Raw genomic sequence first — 22,925 nt, 5'->3', positions numbered from 1 at the left:
TCTTCTATAACAGCCGGCCGAATTGAATGTATGTCGTTTCCCTGCTACGGCAGCGACACCAAACGAGCGAGTCCTGATGACCGAGTATCCCATCAACGAAGTCTTTGAAACCATTCAGGGTGAAGGCAGCCACACTGGCCTGCCCGCCATCTTCGTGCGCCTGCAGGGCTGCCCGGTAGCCTGCCCCTGGTGCGACACCGCCCAAACCTGGGATGTGCTCGAACAAAATAAAGTGGCGCCCGCAGACGTTATTCAGGTGGATGGCAGCATTGGCCGATGGGCAATGCATTCGGCTTCATCTTTAGTGGATGCATTCATTAATAAGGGCTTTTCCGCCAAACTGGTGGTGATCACCGGCGGCGAACCCTGTATGCACGACTTAACGGATTTAACCCAAGGCTTTGAAGCGGCAGGGTTTCATTGCCAGATTGAAACCAGTGGCACCTTTGAGGTGCGCTGCTCAGAGAGCACCTATGTGACTGTATCGCCCAAGGTGAATATGAAAGGCGGCTATCCGGTGCTGAAACAAGCCCTTGAACGTGCCAATGAAATCAAGCATCCAGTGGCTACCGATGCGCACATTGATGAGCTCGATGCGCTACTGGAAGGTGTGGATATCACTGGCAAAACCATTTGTTTGCAGCCCATCAGCCAGAAGGCCCGTGCCACAGAGCTTGCGATGAAAACCTGCATTGCCCGCAACTGGCGTCTATCAATTCAAACCCATAAGTATTTGAATATTGATTGATTAATAGGTCTTTTGCGGAAGTCCTGCCAATAAAAAAGCTCCCACGGGAGCTTTTTTAGTTGAGTCAACAGGCACTCACAGCTTGCCACTTTCATTGAAGGCGGCGAGGGCAGCACTGGCTGCGGTGATATCGCCGATGTGAGAACCCACCCAGTCGCTGTTGTAGTAGGTATCGAGATACCGCTCGCCGGGATCGCAGATAAGCGTAACGATACTGCCGCTTTCGCCGCTTGCCTTCATTTGGGAAGCCAGTTTCAGCGCGCCGTACAAGTTGGTGCCGGTAGAAGGTCCGGTTTTGCGGCCGATTAACGCTTCAAGCCAATACATGGTGGCAATGGAGTTCACGTCCGCGACTTTCAGCATTTCATCCACCACTCCCGGAATAAAAGAGGGCTCCACTCTGGGCCGGCCAATGCCTTCAATACAGCTGCCTTTTTCACAGGTAATGCTGGCGTCACCGGTATTGAAGTAGTCGTAAAACACCGAGTGCTGCGGGTCGACCACCAGCAATTTGGTAGCGAGGCGCTGATAGCGGATATAGCGACCAATGGTGGCTGACGTGCCGCCAGTGCCCGGGCTCATTACAATCCAGCTGGGGATGGGATGGGGTTCGCGCTCCATTTGGCCAAAAATCGCGTTGGCGATGTTGTTGTTGCCGCGCCAGTCGGTGGCCCGTTCGGCGTAGGTAAACTGATCCATGTAATGGCCGTTGAGTTCTCTGGCAAGCTTCTCTGACTCGGCGTAAATCTCGCTGGAATGTTCAACAAAATGGCAACGGCCGCCATAAAACTCAATTTGCTCGATTTTGCGCTTGGCGGTGCTCTTTGGCATCACCGCAATAAAGGGTAAACCAAGCAGGCGGGCAAAATAGGCCTCCGATACAGCCGTGCTGCCGGATGAAGACTCGATAACCGCCGTGCCTTCTTTAATCCAGCCGTTACAAAGGGCATACAGGAACAGTGAACGGGCGAGACGATGTTTGAGGCTACCTGTGGGGTGGGTGCTTTCGTCTTTTAAATAGATGTCGATGCCGTCCAGTATCGGTAACTCGAGCTTAATAAGATGGGTGTCGGCGCTGCGCTGAAAGTCGGCTTCAATTTTGCCGATGGCATTGGCTACCCAGCTGGTGCATATGGGAAGGCTCATGGGGAGTCCTGTGTTTTGCGATACGAGCTTGGATAATATGAAAAATCAACAGGATTTCACAGCGTCAGGATCAAAGCTGGCTGAGATTGTTGCGATTGGCATTAACAGATGTGAAAAGCGAGGTGAATTACAATAGATTCTGCCGACCAAAGCAGACAAGATGGTGGAGGGAGAAGGATTCGAACCTTCGAAGGCGGAGCCGTCAGATTTACAGTCTGATCCCTTTGGCCACTCGGGAACCCCTCCATCATGGCGTAAAGTGAAAGAAACAAGTGGTGGAGGGAGAAGGATTCGAACCTTCGAAGGCGGAGCCGTCAGATTTACAGTCTGATCCCTTTGGCCACTCGGGAACCCCTCCACGAGTTTCTTGCTTTACATTTTTCTTGCGTTGCTGAAGTGGTGGAGGGAGAAGGATTCGAACCTTCGAAGGCGGAGCCGTCAGATTTACAGTCTGATCCCTTTGGCCACTCGGGAACCCCTCCTCATCAGCGGCGGCCATAGTAAGCAGAATCGATAGTCATGTAAAGGCTAAATTTGCAAAAAAGGCTAAAGTTAGGCGCCGATTGGTCGATTAAATGACAACGACCTGTTTTTGTGATGTTTTTTTATGCAGATTGCTGCTGGTTTAGTCAATGAAAGCCAAGTAGGTGACCGTCTTGCCCGTGCCGTTGAAGAGGGGCGCAGGGGCGATTTTGGCTTGATATTGGCAATGTTGTCCCAGGATGCCCGTGATTTTGCAGAGTTTTGGTTATCCACCGATGAATCGGTTGAGCAGAAGCTGCACAAACATTTCGAGCTGCCCCCCAAGCAGACCCTGATCGCCAAACCCGGTGCTGAGGACTGCATGGATAACAGTGGCGTATTCAGAACATTCGGTAAAAAGGCGTTTCATTTAAGCCAGGCACTCTTGCCTGAGCCTGTTGTCATCCGAGGCGACCTTCCTGCTGATATGTTAATTGCCTTGAATAACTGCGCACCTACAGTGCAGCGTCGTTTCTATTCTGACGCACGGCCGACCATACCTACTCACCAACACTTTAACGATATTCTCGAAGCGCAGCGTGCACTCGGAAAACTGATGGAGCACGCAGACAACCGAAATCTGATGGCCATGGTTTGATGCAAGACAGGGTTTGATTTTGCAAATTTGCCTATAATTTGCGGTAGTTGCACCAATTTAACCCGAATACGTCTTCATAAAGGAGTTTAGCGTTATGAAAGCCATCGAAGCGAATCAAGCCGCCAGCGTTAAAGATACCTGCACCGACTGCGGCAGCTTTGTCGATATTGGTGCTGTTATAGCAGCAGAAGATACAGAACTGACCCTGGAGTTTTCAGGTGATGGTGCAGATGCCAAAGCCCAACACCTATGTGATTTGGCGGTAAAACGGTTCGCCAATGTTACCGTGCAGATAGACAGTACTGAGGTAGGTGTACGTCTCAGAATTACCTTTGATGTGGCTGCAGAAAAAATGATTTTTCAATTGGAGCAAGGGCTGTAAAAAATTAATTGTAACGGCTGTTGCTACAAACTAATCAGCTGATGTACAGTCGAAAACCAATAAAAAATAACAATAATTTAGAAAAGGGCGCACAGACGTCCGTCATTTCCCGCACCCTGGGATTTAGGGAACTGAGTGAAAAGGCGTAAATATCAATTTCTGGTCGATCAAATAGTTCACTCTGCTGCCAAGCAGCAAGGTGACTTCGAAAAAACCGCCGAACTGGCGACCGAACTCCTGTGTCAAACACTGGGGCTTTGTGACGCCAGCGTGTGGGCGTTTGATGCACAGCTGTCCAGCCAATATCAGGTTGCACACTTCGGTAAGCACCGACTGGAACCCTGTGCAAGGCGTCCTGCTCAAATCAGCGATTGCCCACTCTATTTGAAAGAACTCGAAAGCCGGCGCCATATCGATGCTTTTGATGTGGCGAATGACCAAAGACTCGTTGAGTTGGCGTCCAGCTACTTTACTCCCAATGGTGTCCATTCGGCCCTCGAAGTGGCTATCCGGATAAACGGTCACATCGAAGGCGTATTGAGTCTTGAGCGCAGCATAGGCGCGCGCTGGAGCGACAGCGAGCTTCATATCGCAAGCCAGGTGGCCGATCAGCTGGCCTTGGCGCTGGCAACCCGCAACACCTACGACAAAGAAGAAAAACTGTCGCTGTTTAAGAGCGCAGTGGAGCAGTCTGAGCAGGTGTTTATGCTCATTAACCTGCACACCGAAACCGTCGAATACGTCAATAAGGCTCATGGAGACATCACAGGTGTGCCTCGGGAAAAGGTTATAGGTCGCTCTTTACGGCAATTGGATTTTTTCACGCAGCACCCACGGCTCGCAGAAGAAGTGCTCGGACGGGTGTTTCGCGGTCTCAGTGCCAAGGGCGAGGTAAAGCTCAAGCGTTACGATGGTCGCGACTACTGGTTGAATTACCAGGCAAGTCAGTTTGTTACTGAGCGTGGTAACTATTATGTGCTGGTCACCTGTGAAGATAACTCCGAGCAGCACAACTACCAACAGGAGCTCGAGCGCCTTGCGTGGCGATGTTCGTTAACCGGGCTCTATAACCGTCTCCATTTCAACCGGGTACTCGACCGGACTCAGCAGGGCCAATTGCTACTGGTTGATTTGGTAGGTTTTAAACGCTTTAACGATACCTATGGTCATGAGCAGGGCGATGCACTGCTCATGGAGATTGCGCGGCGCCTGAGGCACTTCTCTGACATCAATAAGGCCACCGAGATTGCCCGGGTTGGTAGTGATGAATTTGCAATTTTGCTTCTCGGAGAAAAACTCAGTGCCGAAGTCGAATTTATCAGCAATCGCCTGTACCAACATCTTTCGGCGCCGGTACAGATAGGCCGGGAGCAGGTTGACCCCAAACCGGCGCTGGCCATTGTCGATATTGCCTCTGTGAGTAATCTGATAGCGCCATTGACCTGTGCCGACATTGCCGTGCAATACGCCAAGAAGAAGCAGGGCGCTGCCATTCAAATATTCAATAACACCCTGCTCAGTGCCTTTAAAGACGATGCTCAGATAGAGCGTGATTTGCATTCGGCCATTCGAGGCCGGCAATTTGAGCTCTATTATCAGCCGCTGCGCGATCTGCAAAACGATCGCTACACGGGCGCAGAGGCGCTTATCCGCTGGCACCACCCTAAAAAAGGGGTGCTTTATCCCGGGGCGTTTATTGATATCGCCGAGCAATCGGGCCTGATAACCGCTATCGGCAGCTGGGTGCTGGAAGCGGCGTGCCGGCAGCTGAACTTATGGCAGCATCACAACCTGGATATTTCCATGCACGTGAACGTGTCCGCCAGGCAGTTTTTCAGCGGTAATCTCTATGAACAGGTATGGCAATTGTTGACTCGCTATCGCCTCAAGCCCAAGACACTGATTTTGGAGATCACAGAAACTGAGTTGATGGAAGATATACGTTATGCCACCAACCTGTGCCAGGAGCTCGCTGAACTCGGTGTGGGGCTAGCTATCGATGACTTTGGTACCGGTTACAGCTCGATGCGGTATTTAAAACAGTTTCCCATCAGCAAGATTAAAATCGACCGCTCGTTTATCTCCGATCTCACCATCAGCCGGGAAAGTCAGGAGATTGTGAGCGCCATTATTGCCATGGCCAAGGCCTTGAATCTGTCGCTGACCGCAGAAGGGGTGGAAACCCCGGAACAAGAGGCGTTTTTGGCGGCCAACCTTTGCCATCAGGCACAGGGCTTCCTCTATAGCCCTGCGTTGCGTGAAGCGGAGTTCTCGAAGTTTATTGGCCAGGACCGGCTCATTACAGTGCATTAAAAAAGCAGTGCATTAAAAAAGCGCCCATGGGCGCTTTTTTAATGTCTATTGCTACTGGCTTTTCAAACAACAGTGTTTGAGCTTTTTACCGCTGCCACATACACAGGTATCATTTCTGCCGGGAAGCTTAGGTGCATACTGCTTGCCTTTGGTGTAAAACCATTGGCCTTCCTCGAAAACGAATAATGAACGCTCACATATGCCATCCAACTTGCCGGCTTCCAGGTACCAGGCGGTGAAAAACACCTCGCCGCTCTGAGTATCGCTATGGCTGTCGTGTACCGTGAGACCTCGCCACTGCGGCTGTGGGCCTTCGGCCAGTATGGATTCGGTCAGCCCATGAAGGTGGCCCGGGTGATGGGTTGCAATCAAATAGCCCCACATGTTAAGCACGAAGGCGCTGTAGCGAGACCTCATCAAGGCTTCTGGCGTTGGGGCGTGTTTCTTGCCGCAGTGGAAAGGTTCACAGCAGCTGTGATAGCTTCCAAGGCCGCAAGGGCAGGGAGTCGACATAATTTTACTACTCAGCACTCAGGTCAGACGTCAGGGTTTCTTTGCAACATCGGGTGAGCTGAACCTTTGCCCGAAATAGAGTTCGCCCACGGGCTGTGTCTGGTAATAAAACCTGGGCTCGGAGCGGTTGCTGGAATCAATGGAGAGTAACCAGTCGCCATCGGCTTGCTTTCTGGACACAGTGACAAACTTGCCTGCGTATTCACTGACTGGTTCGCCGGTGTCACTGGCCGGGTGGAAGCGAATAAGGTAATAACCAACATCCGTTACCGAATCGCCGGCGCGACTGCGGTCTATCACCCGGAAATCCACTTCGATTCGGGCATTTTTACTGCGGATTTTTCCGAAAAACTTTTCATAAACAGACACAATGGCATCGCGTCCACGAATAATTTCTTTATCGTGACGCTCTGGAATATAGCAGGCACTCTCGGTGTATGCCTTGCCTATCAGGGTGGCATTCAGCTTATCGAAGGCCTCAGAAAAGAGGTCATAGGTTTTATTGATGGCAATGTCGTCAGTCGTTTGCGGGGCGTTGTTTGCCAAAACAGCAAACGAGAGCATCAGGCTCACCAATATCGGAAAAATTCTCATCTGTTTTACTTAAATGACGCTATTATGGGGCAAATATAATGTATGAGAGGCCGTAACCCAAGCGGCATATCTTTACAAAGTGTGTTACTTCCAGCGTTAGAGGATAGCAGCGTGCAGCGTGAAGAACTGGATTTATTCATGGCAGAAATGGCCGATGTGACGCCGCTTAAAGAGGCTGACAGACACCATTTTTTGCAGAGTACCTGTGACGATGAGGCGGCGAAAATGCGTCGGGACGCCGCCGACAGCGACGAACGACTTGATCTGTTACCCATCTATCCCGCTGAACTGACGCGGGTAAGAGGGGATGAGGTCGTTAGTTTCAGCCGTGAAGGGGTGCAGGAGGCAGTATTAAAGCAACTTCGACTGGGCCGCTATGAAGCGAAAGTCCGGCACGACTTCCGTGGTTTAAAGCTGAAAGAAGCAAGAGCGCTGCTGCTTGGCTTGATTGATTCCGCCCTCTTTAGAGGTGATCGGAATCTGTTGCTTATACCGGGAAAAGGGTCGGGCAATCAGCCATTTGAAGCATTGATGAAGTCAGCCCTTTGCACCTGGCTTAGCCGTCTTGATGATGTCAGTGCCTATCACTCTGCGATAAAAGAGGAAGGGGGCGCAGGTGCCCTGTATGTCATGCTGCGTAAGTCAGATGCAGCAAAGGTGCACAGTCGGGAGACCAATCGTAAAGGGGCCCGCCGATGAGTCACCAGTCTTTAAGCAGGGAAACCATGGCGTAAGAAAATCAGGTTCACAACGATATAGTACGAATAAAAAGCCCGGTATCTACCGGGCTTTTTATATTAACCAATAAACGGGCCTGCTGACTTTCATCCCCGGTGCTTAAGCACCTTAAGGATACAGAGAAATCCGGTGCAGCAAGGGCTCATTCAATGTCTCACCAACCACACTGACGATTGGCGCTGGTGTTTTGCTCGTCGAGCCAGGTTTTCAGGGGCGCAAAATAGTCGAGCACGGCGCTGGCGTCCATTTCCTGTTTTCCTGTCACCACGGCTAAGGCTTCAGGCCAGGGCTTACTCGAACCCATTTCCAGCATTTGATTCAGCTTGGCGCCGGCTTCCTGATTGCCATATATCGAGCAGCGATGCACCGGGCCCTTGTCACCGGCCACGTCACACAGGGAGCGGTGGAACTGGAATTGAAGAATATGGGCCAGGAAGTAACGGGTGTAAGGCACATTGCCCGGCACATGGTATTTGGCACCCGGGTCAAAGTCGGCTTCTGAGCGCTCTACAGGCGCCATGACACCCTGATACTTCAAACGCAGATCCCACCATGCCTGGTTGTAGTTCGCCGGTGTGATTTCACCGCTGAATACTTTCCATCGCCATTGATCAATCATCAGACCAAAGGGCAGGAAAGCAACCTTGTCCAGGGCTTGCTTTAACAGCAGACCGATGTCTTTTGATGCATCGGGAACCGTGTCCAGCAAACCAATCTGCTGCAGGTACTTGGGGGTGATGGACAGGGCAACTGTATCGCCAATGGCTTCATGGAAGCCATCGTTAGCGCTGTTTTTAAAGATAAAAGGCTGATTCTTATAAGCACGCTGGTAGAAGTTATGGCCCAGCTCGTGGTGGATCACAGTAAAGTCTTCAGCGGTTTTCTGAATACACATCTTGATACGGATATCGTCCTCGTTATCCAGATCCCAGGCAGAGGCGTGACAGACAACATCACGGTCTTTGGGCTGCACAAACAAAGAACGGCTCCAGAAGGTGTCTGGGAGCTTGTCAAAACCCAGTGACGTAAAGAAGCTCTCGGCCTGCTGCACCATCTTGTGCTCATCGTATCCCTGTTTTGCAAGCAGGGCTGTCACGTCATAGCCCGGGTCAGCATCCTTTGGTGCAACGAGTGGATAAATGGTGCCCCATTGCTGGGCCCACATGTTACCCAGGAGGTGCGCTGGGATGGGACCTGTTTTGGGCACCACATCGTCCCCATATTGGGCGTTGAGCTCGCCACGGACATAACAATGGAGCGAATCATAAAGCGGCTTTACCTGGCCCCAAAGGCGGTCCAGCTCGGTGGAAAATGCATCAGGCGCCATATCGTATTGGCTGCGCCACAACTCAGACAAATTGGCAAAACCCAGGTCTTTGGCACCTTCATTGGCGAGTACCACTTCGCGTTCAAACAGCGGACGCATGGGTTTGGCAATCTCACGCCAGCCAGCCCAGATTTCTTTCAAAAGTTCAGGATCACGGGATTCGGCCATCAGGGCAGAGAGCTCTGGCTGGGTCAGGCAGCGGCCATCGGCAAAGCAGTATTTGCCTTTGCCATAGAGACCGTTGAGCTGGGCGACAATACCGGCCAGTTCCGCATTTTTGGCCGGGTCGAGTGGCGAGGGCAGTACCAGTGCGCTTCTGAGCATATTGAGCTTACGGGCGTTCACGGCATCTAGCTCAACGTTGGCGAATTTGGCAGCTTCAGTGGCTAATCGTACCGAAGTAGCGGTAACCTTTTCGTTAACCGCGGCTGATAAGGATGCAGTGTCTTCGGTGATAAAATTACTGTAAATCCACTCTGCACGGTTAGCCTCGAGAGACAGCGCGGCAAGCTCTGCTTCGGCCTGATTGATAAAATCAACGGCATCCTGGGTAGATACGGTAGAGGATACCGCAGTAACGGCAGCAGCTTCTTTATTAACAGCAACAGTTTGCTGTTCGTCCTGACAGGCGCTGAGGCCGAGTGCAAGGGCTACACCCAAGGCGAGTTTGGCTGGGCGTAACAGTGTGTGAACCTTATTTGGGGTATTGGCTTGGGTCATCTTGTTGCATCCTTGTTATTATCGAACGGCAAAAGTCTAACGAGCACACACAAAAATTACTATGTGAATTCAAACTTAATTCCCGACAATGTAAACAGGTGTTCAGATTTCGTTTGACAAGGCATTTACCAGTGATTAATTTAAACGAGTGTTTTAAATTAATCATAGGTCACGGAATGGCGAATCGATCCGACACCAAAACCCGAATTCTTGATGCCGCGGAAAAGTTGTTCGCAGAGCGGGGCTTTTCAGAGACCTCCCTGAGGCTCATCACCAGCAAGGCGGAAGTGAACCTGGCCTCGGTCAACTATCACTTCGGCTCCAAAAAAGAGCTTATTCGTGCTGTGCTTGCCCGTTATCTCGACGTGTTTATGCCAGGGGCATCCACAGAGCTGACAAAACTCGTGCAAAGCAACGAAAACGCCTCTCTGGAAACCATTTTTTCAGCCTTGGTAAGACCGCTTCTGGATCTTAATAAAGTACGTACCGAAGGCACTCGAATTTTTCTGCAACTCCTTGGCCGGGGCTACATCGAAAGCCAGGGCCATCTGCGCTGGTTTATCACCACCCATTACGGTGAACATCTGGACCGCTTTGTTCAGGTAGTCAGCCAAAGTGCACCCCATATACCGCCGGCAGAGATGTTTTGGCGTCTACACTTCACCCTGGGAACAGTCGTCTTCACCATGGCATCGTCCGATGCCCTGATGGAAATTGCTGAAGCCGACTTCAAAGAGCAGAACGATATTGAGTCTGTGATCCGTAAAGTCATTCCCTATATGGCCGCCGGCGTTGCCGTACCGGTCAACAAGGCATAACAGGAGTATTTGCCATGACCATCTTGTTGTTATTGATAATCGCTGCGGTGATAGTGCTGTTTGCGGTGAAAGATTTGCGGATGAAGTTTATCACTCAGCCGGTTTTCGCCTTTTTTAAACGAGTGTTGCCACCGCTTTCTGACACAGAACGTGAAGCCATGGAAGCCGGTGATGTGTGGTGGGAAGGCGAATTGTTCCGCGGCAAACCAAACTGGGAAGCCCTGCACGCCTATGGCAAGCCAACGTTATCGGCCGAGGAAAAAGAGTTTCTCGACAATCAGGTGATGACCGCATTGTCGATGATTGATGACTTTGACATCGTTCATAATCGCAAAGACTTACCGCCGGAGCTGTGGGACTACTTCAAGAAAGAAGGCTTCTTCGCGCTTATCATTCCGAAAAAATACGGCGGCAAGGGTTTCTCTGCCTATGCAAACTCCACCATCGTTGCCAAACTGGCGAGTCGCAGTGTCAGCGCTGCGGTAACCGTGATGGTACCCAACTCACTGGGGCCCGGTGAGCTTTTGACTCACTACGGTACCAAGGAGCAAAAAGATTTCTGGTTGCCCGCGCTTGCCAAAGGTGAAGAAATTCCCTGTTTTGCCCTGACTGGCCCTGAAGCTGGCTCTGATGCGGGTGCTATCCCGGATGTTGGCGTGGTGAAAAACGGCGAGTTCAATGGCGAGGAAGTGCTTGGCGTCGAACTGACCTGGAACAAACGCTATATCACTCTGGCTCCTGTTGCGACTGTGTTGGGTCTTGCGTTCCAAATGAAAGACCCAGATGGACTGCTCGGTGATAAAAAACACATCGGCATTACCTGTGCGCTTATTCCAACCAGTCATCCCGGCGTTGAAATCGGTAACCGCCACAATCCGCTGAACATGGCCTTTATGAACGGTACGACCCGTGGTGATAAGGTGTTTATTCCGCTGGATTGGATAATCGGTGGTCCTCAGTATGCAGGTAAAGGCTGGCGTATGCTGGTTGAATGTCTGTCTGCAGGTCGGGGTATTTCGCTGCCTGCGCTGGCAACAGCATCTGGTCATGTCACTACCAAGACCACTACGGCCTACAGCTATGTGCGTAAACAGTTCGGTATGTCCATCGGTCACTTTGAAGGTGTGCAGGAAGCGTTGGCCCGCATCATAGGGAACACCTATCAGCTGGAAGCGGCCCGTCGTCTGACCACCACGGGGATTGATCTCAAGGTTAAACCCTCGGTGGTGACTGCCATTGCCAAATACCATATGACAGAGATGGGCAGGGCAGTGATGGACGATGCCATGGACATTCAGTCCGGTAAGGGCATCCAGCTCGGACCCAAAAACTATCTGGGCCATGCTTATATGGCAAACCCCATCTCTATTACGGTTGAAGGCGCCAACATCCTCACCCGTAGTCTGATGATTTTCGGACAAGGCGCTACACGCTGCCATCCCTATGTTCTGGCTGAGATGGAAGCCGCCGGCATGGAAGACGTAGATGCAGCTCTGGAACGCTTTGACGATTTGCTGCTCGGCCACATGGGTTACGCAACCCGTAATGCCTTCTCTAGTCTGTTCTCAGCCCTGACCGGCAGCCGCTTTGCCCAGTCACCTGTGAGTGGTGATACCAAGCGTTATTATCAGCACATGGGCCGCATATCGGCAGCGCTGGCTATTATGACCGATATGGCGATGCTTATCCTCGGTGGTGAACTGAAGCGCCGTGAAATGCTCTCGGCCCGTTTGGGTGATGTGTTGTCTGAGCTTTATCTGGCATCGGCGACGCTGAAGCTTTTTGAAGACAATGGCCGCCAACATGATGATTTGCCCACTGTACATTATGTGATGCAGACCCGCCTGATGAAGGCAGCAAAGGCGCTGGAAGATGCACTGAGAAACTTCCCGCTGCGTCCGGTAGGCTGGCTCCTGCGCGCATTGGTGTTCCCACTTGGTAACCACTTTAAAGGTCCATCAGACAAACTCTCTACTCAGGTCGTTGAAGCCATGCTTAAACCCGGCCCGGCCCGTGAGCGTCTGACGTTCCTGTGTCCATCATTTGATGGCGACAAGGGCGGTATCGCCGAAGTAGAAGAAGCCTTCCTGGCACAGTACGAGTGTCGCAGCATATTCAAAAAACTGCGGGCGGCTCAAAAAGAAGGCAAGTTGAAAGGCAAAGGCATCAATGCGCTATTGCTCAGCCAGGCGGTTGAACAGAGCGTTATCAGTCAGGAAGAGCATGACAAAGTGCTGAAGGCTGACGAACTGCGCCTGGCCGCTATCAACGTTGACGAGTTCAGTGCCTTGTAACAGCTAAAGCCAAGCCTGTGAAAGTTGCGTCTTAAACAAGCAGACTAACAGGTTTGAATAGAAGAAAAGGGTACGCGAATGCGTACCCTTTTATATTGGTGAGACCTGTGACCTTATAGTCGTTGGCATCCGTTCAATGGGAGTTGGGAAAAAGAATTCCCACAAAAATCGCAGCTAAAAAATAACCCGGCGTAAGCCGGGTTATCAGGACTAGATGACCAGCTGCGATTAAGGCAGGATCAGTACCTTGCAGGTGTTGGTGCCACCGATAGTTTCCATGACATCACCCTTGGTCATCAGCACCATGTCACCACTGCCGAGGTACCCGGCAGCACGTACCGCTTCCAGTGCCTGGGCAGCAACTTCATCCGCTCTGAAGGATGTAGAGTCGAAATACACGGGCTGAACACCACGGTACAGAGCCATCTTAGCCAGAGTGGTTGAATGACGTGACAGCGCGATGATGGGCAAAGATGAACTGATACGGCTCATCAGCTGTGCAGTTGCACCTGACTCCGTCAGGGCGATAATGGCTTTCACGCCATCCAGGTGGTTAGCCGCGTACATGGTTGAAAGCGCGATGGTTTCTTCAACCGATGTAAAACGCTCATCCATGCGGTGCTTGGACACTTTGACGCTGGGGTGAGATTCTGCGCCCACACACACGTTGGCCATGGCGCGAACGGTTTCTTCGGGGAAGTCACCGGCGGCGGTTTCAGCAGACAGCATCACCGCATCAGTACCATCGAGCACAGCGTTGGCCACGTCCATCACTTCGGCGCGGGTTGGCATTGGGCTGGTGATCATCGACTCCATCATTTGAGTCGCAGTGATAACCACGCGGTTCAGCTGACGGGAACGGCTGATAAGCTTCTTCTGCACGGCTACCAATGCAGCATCACCGATTTCCACGCCCAGGTCACCACGGGCAACCATCACGGCGTCGGATGCCAGGATCACATCATCCATGGCTTCTTCAGAGGCAACGGCCTCGGCACGTTCAACCTTGGCAACAATCATGGCGTTGGAACCGGCCGCTTTGGCCAGATCACGGGCATAGTTGAGGTCCGCACCGCTGCGAGGGAAGGACACAGCAAGGTAATCAACGTTAATGCGGGCTGCAGTGATGATATCGGCTTTGTCTTTTTCGGTCAGAGCCGCGGCAGACAAGCCACCACCTTTCTTGTTGATGCCTTTGTTGTTGGACAATGGACCGGCAACAGTCACAGTGGTAAATACCTTGCGACCTTCAACGCGCTCAACTTTAAGTTGAACACGACCGTCATCAAGCATCAGGATATCGCCGATGCTAACGTCATCCGGCAGCTCTTTATAGTCGATACCTACCTGGGTTTCATCACCTTCGCCCTTGGCCAATTCCGCATCCAGGATAAATTCCTGACCTAAGGCCAACTGTACTTTACGGTTGTCTTTGAAGGTGGATACACGGATTTTTGGACCCTGAAGGTCGCCGAGGATAGCAACATGCACGCCGAGCTCTTTGGCGATGGCACGGGTACGAGTTGCGCGCTCGAGATGATCTTCTGGTGAACCATGGGAAAAGTTAAGTCTGACTACGTTAGCACCAGCCGCGATGATGCGGCGCAGGTTATCGTCACGGTCTGTGGCTGGGCCAAGGGTAGTAACGATTTTGGTTCTGCGGAACATGAGTTACTCCGTTAAGTTTCAAGTTAATCTGAAGACTATATTAACAGACATTGGCGCATTATGTAGGAAAGTTACAAACAAAATGATCTATCTCAAGCTTTTTATTTTTGTGAGAAACCGCCGGTTTTAGGCGGGTAAATGGTAGCCAGCGCTGTGTCTGACCACCAAATTTGGGTTGGAATCAACTTACAGGATCGGGTCTTTATTGATCCGGGATTCTTTCAATGCTTCTTTTACGCGCTTCAGGCTGTCCCTGAATCTTGGACCGCGTCTTAAGGTAAATCCAGTCGCGAGCACATCAATTACGACCAATTGTGCAAGGCGTGAAGCCATTGGCAGGTACATATCGGTATCTTCCGGCACTTCCATGGTGACCGACAAAGTACACTCAACTGATAGGGGTGAGTTTCTGGCGGTAATGCCTATCACAGCAGCACCATTCTCGCGAGCAAGTCTTGCTATATCAATCAGTGACTTGGTGCGTCCGGTGTGGGAGATAAGCACTACCACGTCACCTTCGTTACTGTTGATGCAACTCATGCGCTGCATCAACACATCATCGAAACAAATGACAGGTACATTGAAACGGAAAAATTTGTTTTGGGCATCGTGGGCCACAGCAGCCGACGCGCCGAGGCCGAAGAACGAAATGGTTTTGGCCTGTGTCAGAATATCTACTGCTTTATTGATGGCCTGCATATCGAGGCTTTGACGAGCAGTATCAAGGGAAGCCATTGAAGATTCGAAGATTTTAGTGGTGTAAGACTCGGGCGAGTCATCCTCTTCCACGTGTCTGCTGACATAGGGTGTGCCGTTGGCAAGACTTTGCGCCAGATGTAACTTAAAATCAGGAAAGCCCTTGGTATCAAGGCGACGGCAGAAACGGTTGACCGTAGGCTCACTCACATCGGCCATTTTGGCCAGGGTAGCGATACTTGAGTGAATCGCTGTTTGGGGAGAGGCCAGAATCACTTCGGCAACTTTGCGTTCTGACTTGCTGAATTGGTTTAGACTTTTCTGGACCTTTTCTAGGGTATTCATACGCGTACGTCCGCTATTGATGAAGGTGTTATTTTTTTATTTTCTGATCACAGCGTTTCAATTTGCTGCCTGGATCACAAAGTGGTTTGCCGCTTACAGTTTTCGCGGTGATTTCACACCAACTTATTACTGCCAACAGTAATTTAAGCACAAAAATAATAACAGAATTCATGTTTCACTGCCTAGTAAGACGGTGTAGACGATTTTGCAAAATATGGATGCATAAATCAGATTCTGTTGTTATATTACAACAAAAGGGCTTCTGGCCGTCCAGCATACGGCGAAGCCGATTACAAAGGAGAGCTTGCAGCAATGGGCAATACAACATCAGGGGCAAAGGCTTGTGATTTTGTCCTTTTCGGTACCAAAGGTGACTTGGCGAGGCGCAAACTGCTTCCCTCTTTATACCAATTGGATAAGGCAACACTGCTTCACAACGACACCAAGATCATCGGTGTTGCCAAAGATGCATTCTCTACTGAAGAATTTCGCGAGCTGGTTAAGACAGCACTGACCACCTTCGTTAAAGATCCCCTCTGCGAAACGACCATCGAAAGATTCGTCAGCCGTTGCCATTATGTCGGTACCAACTTCACCGAGTCAGAAGGTTACAGCGCCTTCCATGAGCTGCTTGAACCTGAAAAGCGGGTCATGGTGAACTACTTTGCCACTCCTCCTGCTATTTTCGGTGATATTTGCCGCTGTCTGCACGAACAAAACCTGATTTTCCCCGATACCCGCGTTGTCCTTGAAAAGCCCATCGGTTCCGATCTCGAATCTTCCCGCGTTATCAATAACCAGGTATCTCAATACTTCAATGAGAACCAGGTTTATCGCATCGACCATTATCTGGGTAAAGAAACGGTACAAAACCTGATTGCACTGCGTTTTGCAAACTCACTCTTCGCGTCCAAATGGGATAACCGCACAATCGATCATGTGCAGATTACAGTTGCAGAAGAAGTGGGTATTGAAGGTCGCTGGGGCTATTTTGACAAAGCCGGCCAGATGCGGGACATGATCCAAAACCACCTGTTACAGGTGCTCACACTGGTTGCCATGGACCCACCGGTAAACCTGGATGCCGATTCTATCCGTGATGAAAAGGTAAAGGTGCTTAAGTCACTGCGCCCAATCAACATGGATAACGTCAACGAAAACACAGTGCGTGGCCAATACTCTGCGGGCTTCCTGAAAGGCAGCCCAGTGCCGGGGTACCTTGAGGAAGAAGGCGCGAACGTTAATTCCAATACCGAGACCTTTGTAGCCTTGCGTGTGGATATCGACAACTGGCGCTGGGCCGGTGTGCCATTCTATCTTCGCAGTGGCAAACGTATGCCGTTCAAGAGTTCAGAAATTGTGGTGCATTTTAAAAACCCACCGCACAACCTGTATCGCTCCAGTTACCGCAATCTGCCACCGAACAAATTGACCATTCGTCTGCAACCACATGAAGGTGTGGAAATTCAGATGATGAACAAGGTGCCGGGCCTTGAACAAAAGACCCGTCTGCAAACCACCAAACTGGATCTCAGCTTCTCTGACACCTTTAAAAACGAGCGCATTGCCGATGCATACGAGCGTCTGTTGCTTGAAGCCATGCTCGGTAACCAGGCGCTGTTCGTTCGCCGCGACGAAGTTGAGCAGGCCTGGACCTGGGTTGATGGCATCATTCAGGCATGGGAAGCGGGTAACGAAAGACCCAAAGCCTATCCTGCCGGTACCTGGGGACCCGTGGCCTCGGTAGCACTCATTACCAAAGACGGGCGTTCCTGGGATGAATAAGGAGGCCAAGGTGCTCAAAGAAGCTGTATTTAAATCATTTGATAACACAGATTCGTTGGAAACTCAGTTGGCAGACCGCATCGCGCGCCAACTGCAGGATGCCGTGGATGCCCGTGGCAAGGCGAGTCTGGTGGTGAGTGGCGGCTCTACGCCGCTCAAACTGTTCAAGGCCTTGTCCCTTAAAGCCATCGACTGGAACGAAGTTTTTGTCACGCTCGCAGATGAGCGCTGGGTCGACAATGAGCATAAGGACTCCAACGAGCGTCTGGTCCGTGAAAATTTGCTGCAAAACCGTGCCGCATCAGCCAAATTTCGCGGTCTCAAGAATATGTTTGCCAGCGCAGAAGAGGGCGCAGCCATGACGTCTGAACATCTGGCTAACGTGCCACGCCCGTTCGATGTGGTTGTATTGGGGATGGGTAACGATGGACACACCTGTTCCTGGTTCCCTTGCTCTGAGGACCTGATGCGGGCACTTGATAGTGACGCTATGTGTGAAGCTGTGATACCAGCAACGGCTCCCCATGAGCGGATAACTCTGACCAAAAAAGCAATTCTCAACAGCCGCCAAATCTATTTGCATCTGGTGGGTGAACAAAAGCTCAGCGTCTACCGTCAGGCGCTCGAAAGCGACGATATTAAAGCGATGCCAATTCGAGTGGTATTGGGTCAACACAAAACCCCGGTCGACGTGTATTGGAGCGCTTAAGGAGGCAAGTTATGCACCCCGTAGTCAAATCGGTGACCGACAGGATCATCGAACGCAGTAAAGAAAGTCGCAGTGCTTATCTGGCCGCGCTGCAGGAAGCCCGTAGTGCCAAGGTTCATCGCTCCGCATTGAGTTGCGGTAACCTGGCACATGGTTTCGCCGCCTGTGGTGCAGAAGATAAACAGTCTCTGCGCCAACTCAACAAGGTCAACATTGGCATTGTGACTGCGTTTAACGACATGTTGTCTGCCCATCAGCCTTATGAACATTATCCGGAGCTGCTTAAAGCCGCCTGTAATGAAGTGGGCAGTGTTGCCCAGGTGGCCGGTGGCGTTCCTGCCATGTGTGACGGAGTAACTCAGGGCCAACCCGGGATGGAGCTGTCGCTGCTGTCCCGTGAGGTGATTGCCATGGCTACCGCCGTAGGCTTATCCCACAACATGTTTGATGGTGCGCTGCTGCTTGGGGTGTGTGACAAAATCGTGCCCGGATTGCTGATTGGTGCAATGAGTTTTGGCCACCTGCCAATGCTGTTTGTTCCTGCGGGGCCCATGCGCTCAGGCATTCCCAATAAAGAAAAGGCCCGTGTGCGGCAAAAATTCGCTGAAGGCAAGGTCGATCGTGAAGCCCTGCTCGAAGCCGAGGCAAGCTCTTATCACAGCGCCGGTACCTGTACCTTCTATGGTACCGCCAACTCCAATCAGCTGGTGCTTGAGGTGATGGGGCTGCAATTGCCTGGCTCGTCCTTTGTTAACCCGGACGACCCGCTGCGCACCGAGCTCAGCAAAATGGCCGCCAAGCAGGTGTGTCGCCTGACTGAAAACGGGCTGCAGTATTCACCCATAGGTGAGATAGTCAATGAAAAATCCGTGGTTAACGGCATAGTTGCACTGCTTGCCACGGGTGGTTCCACCAACCTAACCATGCACATAGTGGCAGCGGCCAGAGCCGCCGGTATCATCATCAACTGGGATGATTTCTCCGAGCTATCCGATGCCGTACCTCTGCTGGCACGGGTCTATCCCAATGGCCATGCGGATATCAATCACTTCCATGCGGCAGGCGGTATGGCATTCCTGATGAAAGAACTGCTGGATGCAGGTCTTATCCACGATGATGTCAATACAGTGGCGGGCTTCGGCCTGCGCCGTTACACCCAGGAGCCCAGACTGATAGCTGGTCAGCTCACCTGGGTTGATGGTCCTGTTACCAGTCTGGACCAAGAGGTACTGCGTGGTGTAGCAGAGCCATTCCAATCAAATGGCGGCCTTAAACTGATGAAAGGCAACCTTGGTCGTGCCGTTATCAAGGTCTCGGCAGTACAGGAGCAGCATCGTATCGTTGAAGCCCCAGCTGTGGTGATTGATGACCAGAACAAACTGGACGCGCTCTTTAAAGCCGGTGAGCTCGATAGAGATTGCGTGGTGGTGGTTAAAGGCCAGGGGCCTAAAGCCAATGGCATGCCTGAGCTGCACAAACTAACACCAATCCTGGGTACCTTGCAGGACCGAGGCTTTAAGGTTGCGCTGATGACCGATGGCCGTATGTCCGGCGCATCAGGTAAAGTGCCTGCGGCAATCCACCTCACGCCAGAAGCCCTGGATGGAGGCCTTATCGCCAAAGTTCAGGACGGCGACCTTATCCGTATCAATGCCATTACCGGTGAACTGTCCTTGCTGGTATCGGCGCCTGAGCTTGAAAGCCGCACTGCCGCACCGGTGGAATTAAGAAAGTCCCGTTTCGGCATGGGCAGGGAACTTTTCGGCGCGCTCAGACAAAATCTCAGCAGTCCCGAAACCGGTGCCCGCTGCACCGAAGCAATCGATGAACTTTATTGAGCCTGAAAGGATACAACCGATGTCTGAGAATAACTGGTCTTTACAACCACAAGATATTTTTAAGCGCAGTCCGATTGTGCCTGTCATGGTGATCAATAAGCTGGAGCATGCGGTACCGCTTGCGAAAGCACTGGTAGCCGGTGGTATAAGTGTGCTCGAAGTGACGCTGCGCACGTCCTGTGCACTGGAAGCTATCAGTAAAATCGCTGCTGAAGTGCCAGAAGCCCTCGTGGGTGCAGGAACCATACTAAACGAAGAGCAACTTCGCCAGGCCGTTGAAGCCGGCGCGCAGTTTATCATTACCCCGGGTGCGTATCCCGAACTGCTGAAAACTGCCATGCAGGGCACTGTGCCGCTTATTCCTGGTGTTGCCAGCATTTCTGAAGTGATGGCCGGGATGGCCCTTGGGTATCGCCACTTTAAGTTTTTCCCGGCTGAAGCCTCAGGTGGCGTTAATGCTCTCAAAGCTTTCCAGGGACCGCTGGCCGACATTCGCTTCTGCCCAACCGGCGGTATCACGCCGTCAAGCTACCGCGACTATCTGGCATTGAACAACGTGGATTGTATCGGTGGCAGCTGGATTGCCCCCACTGATGCGATGGAAGCAGGGGACTGGGGGCGGATCACCAGCCTGTGTAAAGAAGCGCTGGCCGGCCTTAACTAAGGTAAGCCACTCCAATAAAAAAGCCTCGCTTTTGCGGGGCTTTTTTTATCTGCCAATAGGGCGCCTGTAACTTAAAAACGATGACTGCACCAGAATGTACAATGCGGATAGGGAAGGGGAAGCAGGTGACCCATAACATCGTGAAATTTGCCTCCTTCAAGGTCATAAGTTGCCTGAGTGCACGCTAGGCCCACCTTCAGCAAGGCATCATTTAGGCCTCCATGGAATAAATTGTCGGAGGCTTTACGGCTGACGGCGTTACATGCATCAAGATATTCTGAAAACGTCGATAACAGGCTAATCGATGAGTTTACGGATAGCAGACAGTAAATAAACCACCTTCTGAAGAAGGTGGTTTAGGGCTAAAAACAAAAAAGGCCCCTAAGGGCCTTTTTTATTACCAGAGCGTCTTATTTGGCGTTCATCAGTGCAACGGCGTTGTCCAGCATACGGTTGCTGAAGCCCCACTCGTTGTCGTACCAAGCCATCACTTTCACCAGACGACCACTTACGCGGGTTTGGGTTGCATCAAAGTTGGAAGAGTAGGCGTTGTGGTTGAAGTCGATAGATACCAGCGGCTCTTTATTCACCGCCAAAACCTGGCTGAGTACTTCATCGGCCGCCAGGGCTTTTTCGATGATGTCATTTACTTCCGCTACAGTGGTGTCGCGCGAAGCAATGAATGACAGGTCAACCAGAGACACGTTAACGGTTGGCACGCGTACTGCAAGACCGTCGAACTTGCCTTGCAGTTCAGGAACTACCAGGCCGACAGCTGCCGCAGCACCTGTCTTGGTCGGGATCATGGACATGGCAGCAGCACGGGCGCGGCGCAGGTCGCTGTGATACACATCAGACAGACGCTGATCGTTGGTGTAGGCATGGATGGTGGTCATCAGGCCTGACTCAATACCGATGGCATCGTTAAGCGGCTTGGCAAAAGGTGCCAGGCAGTTGGTAGTACATGACGCGTTTGAGATAACAGTCATGTCACTGGTCAAGACCTGCTGGTTCACACCGTATACCACGGTGGCGTCCACGTTCTTGCCGGGGGCAGAGATAATGACTTTCTTGGCACCAGCATTCAGGTGTGGCTGTACGGCTTCTTTGGAAGTGAAGATACCGGTACATTCAAACACCACGTCAACCTTGAGATCGGCCCATGGCAGCTTGGCAGGGTCACGCTCGGAGAAGGTGAGGATTTTGTCGCCGTTGACGTAAATGGCTTCTGCATCGTTTTCAACTTTGGCGTTGAAACGACCGTGTACAGAGTCGTATTTAGTCAGGTGAGCGTTGATAGAAGCGTCGCCGAGATCGTTGATGGCAACGATTTCGATTGGGTAATCTTTGTCGCTTTCGTACAGTGCACGCAGTACATTGCGACCGATACGGCCATAGCCGTTAATTGCTACGCGGATAGTCATTTCATATCCCTCAGTGATTATAAACGATATCTGGTAGTAAAATTACCAAATTGTTCGATTTCGTCAAGTTAAATCCCAGTTTTAACCCGTTTTTCACCTCAAGAATCGTTATATTTTTACATTGGTCTCGCTTTTTGAAAAATCAAGACCACTAATCTTGTGCAGAAGGGGCGACTGGCTCGATTTTTGCCCGTTCTGTGTCTGTCTCGGCCCTCAGGCGTTTCTCAATCGCACTGCCGGCAAAGTTTCCTGAGCTCACCGCCTTGGCCAATTGCTCAGCCTCGCTATCCAGCATGGCTGCCTTGGTCTTATCGCCTGTCAACAACGCCAGCATTTGCGCTTCATTGACGCTCTGTTTGGTCAGCACTATGTTGGCCCTGGAATAAAGGTAACTGCCGTCTAAGTCGCCGAGGGTACGTGAGGCGGTGGCAAGCCCAAGTAACCAGTCCGGGTCAAGATGGTCTGAATCGACCATGCCCAGCACATCAAGGTACAGCTTTTTGGCTCTGGCGGCGTCAGTCTTCAGGTAGTAAATCGCCAGCTTGGATAAAAGCTCCGGATCAGAAATCTGCCCATCTTTTTCGGCTTTAATGAGCACGGCAAGACTTTTCGCGTCGTCGAGTCGGGACCAGTGGTAGTAAGCGAGGTAGGGGTCTTGGCTGCCCTTGGTCGATTCCTGTAATTCCTCCAGGTTCTGCACGCTGATACCAAAGGCGCGTAATCTGTCATTGGTGCGCTGAACGTTAACTTTGTGTTGTACCCCAGAGGCCAACTCAATGCATTTTGAATACACCTCAAGAAATCTGAGCTGGTCGTAGATTTGTTTACCTGTGGGGTTTGGGGTGGTTTTCAGGACGAAACGCTGCCGAATAAGGTCTCCTTTCTCATATCGGCACCAACTGTCTTTATGCAAATCTTCGCAAAGTTCAGGATTATTTTTACAGATCATGTCTGAGTTTCGGTCATTATCACAGCCAAAAAGCGCAAAAGCACCGGTAACAAATGCAAATGATGTAAACATTACAAAAAAAGGTCGCTGTTTATGACTTTTCACTGTGCTTTCTCTAATAAAATTACAAACTT

At 51.3% G+C, this 22,925-nt stretch carries 19 protein-coding genes and 3 tRNA genes; 11 read left to right on the top strand and 11 right to left on the bottom strand.

What is annotated here, in order from left to right:
* Positions 1 to 76 precede the first annotated feature (76 nt).
* Positions 77 to 748 (top strand): 7-carboxy-7-deazaguanine synthase QueE, encoded by a 672-nt coding sequence (gene queE, locus K0H63_RS10200; RefSeq protein ID WP_220064586.1) that lies wholly within the window; start codon positions 77 to 79, stop codon positions 746 to 748.
* A 75-nt stretch (positions 749 to 823) separates the two neighbouring features.
* On the opposite strand, the gene K0H63_RS10195 is transcribed toward queE, so the two are convergent.
* From K0H63_RS10195 to K0H63_RS10180, 4 genes are all read right to left on the bottom strand, one after another.
* Positions 824 to 1,894 carry a PLP-dependent cysteine synthase family protein gene (locus K0H63_RS10195; RefSeq protein ID WP_220064585.1) on the bottom strand — a complete coding sequence of 357 codons (1,071 nt, stop codon included), beginning with the start codon at positions 1,892 to 1,894 and terminating at the stop codon, positions 824 to 826.
* Between the two features lie 161 nt (positions 1,895 to 2,055).
* Positions 2,056 to 2,140: transfer RNA gene (locus K0H63_RS10190), tRNA-Tyr, on the bottom strand.
* Between the two features lie 27 nt (positions 2,141 to 2,167).
* Positions 2,168 to 2,252, bottom strand: a tRNA-Tyr gene (locus K0H63_RS10185).
* A 39-nt stretch (positions 2,253 to 2,291) separates the two neighbouring features.
* Positions 2,292 to 2,376: transfer RNA gene (locus tag K0H63_RS10180), tRNA-Tyr, on the bottom strand.
* Positions 2,377 to 2,501: 125 nt separating this feature from the next.
* Between K0H63_RS10180 and K0H63_RS10175 the strand changes: the two genes are divergently transcribed.
* From K0H63_RS10175 to K0H63_RS10165, 3 genes are all read left to right on the top strand, one after another.
* A complete protein-coding gene (locus tag K0H63_RS10175; RefSeq protein WP_220064584.1) occupies positions 2,502 to 3,014 on the top strand; it encodes a VC2046/SO_2500 family protein in 513 nt (170 codons plus the stop codon).
* Positions 3,015 to 3,108: 94 nt separating this feature from the next.
* Positions 3,109 to 3,396 (top strand): DUF406 family protein, encoded by a 288-nt coding sequence (locus K0H63_RS10170; RefSeq protein ID WP_220064583.1) that lies wholly within the window; start codon positions 3,109 to 3,111, stop codon positions 3,394 to 3,396.
* Between the two features lie 135 nt (positions 3,397 to 3,531).
* Positions 3,532 to 5,709: a putative bifunctional diguanylate cyclase/phosphodiesterase gene (locus K0H63_RS10165; protein WP_220064582.1), complete on the top strand. Its 2,178-nt coding sequence runs from the start codon at positions 3,532 to 3,534 to the stop codon at positions 5,707 to 5,709.
* 51 nt (positions 5,710 to 5,760) lie between these two features.
* Here K0H63_RS10165 and K0H63_RS10160 read toward each other — a convergent pair whose 3' ends face one another.
* A complete protein-coding gene (locus tag K0H63_RS10160; RefSeq protein WP_220064581.1) occupies positions 5,761 to 6,222 on the bottom strand; it encodes a YchJ family protein in 462 nt (153 codons plus the stop codon).
* Positions 6,223 to 6,252: 30 nt separating this feature from the next.
* The gene (locus tag K0H63_RS10155; protein WP_220064580.1) at positions 6,253 to 6,816 is read right to left on the bottom strand and encodes a YybH family protein; all 564 of its coding nucleotides are present in this window, start codon (positions 6,814 to 6,816) and stop codon (positions 6,253 to 6,255) included.
* Positions 6,817 to 6,927: 111 nt separating this feature from the next.
* Here K0H63_RS10155 and K0H63_RS10150 point away from each other — a divergent pair, with 111 nt between their 5' ends.
* Positions 6,928 to 7,515: a Smr/MutS family protein gene (locus tag K0H63_RS10150; RefSeq protein WP_220064579.1), complete on the top strand. Its 588-nt coding sequence runs from the start codon at positions 6,928 to 6,930 to the stop codon at positions 7,513 to 7,515.
* A 193-nt stretch (positions 7,516 to 7,708) separates the two neighbouring features.
* Here the strand turns inward: K0H63_RS10150 and K0H63_RS10145 are convergent, their stop codons facing one another.
* On the bottom strand, positions 7,709 to 9,601 hold the full coding sequence (locus K0H63_RS10145) for a M2 family metallopeptidase (RefSeq protein WP_220064578.1): 1,893 nt from the start codon (positions 9,599 to 9,601) through the stop codon (positions 7,709 to 7,711).
* Positions 9,602 to 9,777: 176 nt separating this feature from the next.
* Here K0H63_RS10145 and psrA point away from each other — a divergent pair, with 176 nt between their 5' ends.
* Complete coding sequence (gene psrA / locus K0H63_RS10140; RefSeq protein WP_220064577.1) at positions 9,778 to 10,419, top strand: TetR family transcriptional repressor PsrA; 642 nt, start codon at positions 9,778 to 9,780, stop codon at positions 10,417 to 10,419.
* A gap of 14 nt (positions 10,420 to 10,433) precedes the next feature.
* Complete coding sequence (locus tag K0H63_RS10135) at positions 10,434 to 12,713, top strand: acyl-CoA dehydrogenase (RefSeq protein WP_220064576.1); 2,280 nt, start codon at positions 10,434 to 10,436, stop codon at positions 12,711 to 12,713.
* A 228-nt stretch (positions 12,714 to 12,941) separates the two neighbouring features.
* Here K0H63_RS10135 and pyk read toward each other — a convergent pair whose 3' ends face one another.
* Both pyk and K0H63_RS10125 read right to left on the bottom strand, forming a co-directional pair.
* A complete protein-coding gene (gene pyk, locus K0H63_RS10130) occupies positions 12,942 to 14,381 on the bottom strand; it encodes a pyruvate kinase (protein ID WP_220064575.1) in 1,440 nt (479 codons plus the stop codon).
* Positions 14,382 to 14,567: 186 nt separating this feature from the next.
* The gene (locus tag K0H63_RS10125; RefSeq protein WP_011759926.1) at positions 14,568 to 15,422 is read right to left on the bottom strand and encodes a MurR/RpiR family transcriptional regulator; all 855 of its coding nucleotides are present in this window, start codon (positions 15,420 to 15,422) and stop codon (positions 14,568 to 14,570) included.
* A 312-nt stretch (positions 15,423 to 15,734) separates the two neighbouring features.
* Between K0H63_RS10125 and zwf the strand changes: the two genes are divergently transcribed.
* From zwf to K0H63_RS10105, 4 genes are read left to right on the top strand one after another with little or no spacing between them, the layout of a single operon-like run.
* Positions 15,735 to 17,207 (top strand): glucose-6-phosphate dehydrogenase, encoded by a 1,473-nt coding sequence (gene zwf, locus K0H63_RS10120; RefSeq protein WP_011759925.1) that lies wholly within the window; start codon positions 15,735 to 15,737, stop codon positions 17,205 to 17,207.
* 10 nt (positions 17,208 to 17,217) lie between these two features.
* Positions 17,218 to 17,916 carry a 6-phosphogluconolactonase gene (pgl, locus tag K0H63_RS10115; RefSeq protein ID WP_220067879.1) on the top strand — a complete coding sequence of 233 codons (699 nt, stop codon included), beginning with the start codon at positions 17,218 to 17,220 and terminating at the stop codon, positions 17,914 to 17,916.
* Positions 17,917 to 17,927: 11 nt separating this feature from the next.
* Positions 17,928 to 19,754, top strand: a complete 1,827-nt coding sequence (gene edd / locus K0H63_RS10110) for a phosphogluconate dehydratase (RefSeq protein WP_220064574.1) — start codon at positions 17,928 to 17,930, stop codon at positions 19,752 to 19,754.
* 19 nt (positions 19,755 to 19,773) lie between these two features.
* A complete protein-coding gene (locus K0H63_RS10105) occupies positions 19,774 to 20,418 on the top strand; it encodes a bifunctional 4-hydroxy-2-oxoglutarate aldolase/2-dehydro-3-deoxy-phosphogluconate aldolase (protein WP_220064573.1) in 645 nt (214 codons plus the stop codon).
* Between the two features lie 410 nt (positions 20,419 to 20,828).
* Here the strand turns inward: K0H63_RS10105 and gap are convergent, their stop codons facing one another.
* Together gap and K0H63_RS10095 are read right to left on the bottom strand one after the other, a co-directional pair.
* Complete coding sequence (gene gap, locus K0H63_RS10100; protein ID WP_011759921.1) at positions 20,829 to 21,842, bottom strand: type I glyceraldehyde-3-phosphate dehydrogenase; 1,014 nt, start codon at positions 21,840 to 21,842, stop codon at positions 20,829 to 20,831.
* Between the two features lie 151 nt (positions 21,843 to 21,993).
* Positions 21,994 to 22,791, bottom strand: a complete 798-nt coding sequence (locus K0H63_RS10095; RefSeq protein ID WP_309304488.1) for a DUF2989 domain-containing protein — start codon at positions 22,789 to 22,791, stop codon at positions 21,994 to 21,996.
* Positions 22,792 to 22,925 lie beyond the last annotated feature (134 nt).

The organism is Shewanella zhangzhouensis (assembly GCF_019457615.1).
In the GTDB taxonomy this organism is placed as follows: domain Bacteria; phylum Pseudomonadota; class Gammaproteobacteria; order Enterobacterales; family Shewanellaceae; genus Shewanella; species Shewanella zhangzhouensis.
This window is presented reverse-complemented; position numbering and strand designations above follow the sequence as displayed.

Excerpts from the sequence above, each read along its gene's own strand:
- queE (WP_220064586.1), top strand. The coding sequence starts at position 77 with ATGACCGAGTATCCCATCAACGAAGTCTTTGAAACCATTCAGGGTGAA.
- K0H63_RS10195 (WP_220064585.1), bottom strand. The coding sequence starts at position 1,894 with ATGAGCCTTCCCATATGCACCAGCTGGGTAGCCAATGCCATCGGCAAA.
- K0H63_RS10175 (WP_220064584.1), top strand. The coding sequence starts at position 2,502 with ATGCAGATTGCTGCTGGTTTAGTCAATGAAAGCCAAGTAGGTGACCGT.
- K0H63_RS10170 (WP_220064583.1), top strand. The coding sequence starts at position 3,109 with ATGAAAGCCATCGAAGCGAATCAAGCCGCCAGCGTTAAAGATACCTGC.
- K0H63_RS10160 (WP_220064581.1), bottom strand. The coding sequence starts at position 6,222 with ATGTCGACTCCCTGCCCTTGCGGCCTTGGAAGCTATCACAGCTGCTGT.
- K0H63_RS10155 (WP_220064580.1), bottom strand. The coding sequence starts at position 6,816 with ATGAGAATTTTTCCGATATTGGTGAGCCTGATGCTCTCGTTTGCTGTT.
- K0H63_RS10145 (WP_220064578.1), bottom strand. The coding sequence starts at position 9,601 with ATGACCCAAGCCAATACCCCAAATAAGGTTCACACACTGTTACGCCCA.
- psrA (WP_220064577.1), top strand. The coding sequence starts at position 9,778 with ATGGCGAATCGATCCGACACCAAAACCCGAATTCTTGATGCCGCGGAA.
- K0H63_RS10135 (WP_220064576.1), top strand. The coding sequence starts at position 10,434 with ATGACCATCTTGTTGTTATTGATAATCGCTGCGGTGATAGTGCTGTTT.
- pyk (WP_220064575.1), bottom strand. The coding sequence starts at position 14,381 with ATGTTCCGCAGAACCAAAATCGTTACTACCCTTGGCCCAGCCACAGAC.
- K0H63_RS10125 (WP_011759926.1), bottom strand. The coding sequence starts at position 15,422 with ATGAATACCCTAGAAAAGGTCCAGAAAAGTCTAAACCAATTCAGCAAG.
- zwf (WP_011759925.1), top strand. The coding sequence starts at position 15,735 with ATGGGCAATACAACATCAGGGGCAAAGGCTTGTGATTTTGTCCTTTTC.
- edd (WP_220064574.1), top strand. The coding sequence starts at position 17,928 with ATGCACCCCGTAGTCAAATCGGTGACCGACAGGATCATCGAACGCAGT.
- K0H63_RS10105 (WP_220064573.1), top strand. The coding sequence starts at position 19,774 with ATGTCTGAGAATAACTGGTCTTTACAACCACAAGATATTTTTAAGCGC.
- gap (WP_011759921.1), bottom strand. The coding sequence starts at position 21,842 with ATGACTATCCGCGTAGCAATTAACGGCTATGGCCGTATCGGTCGCAAT.
- K0H63_RS10095 (WP_309304488.1), bottom strand. The coding sequence starts at position 22,791 with ATGATCTGTAAAAATAATCCTGAACTTTGCGAAGATTTGCATAAAGAC.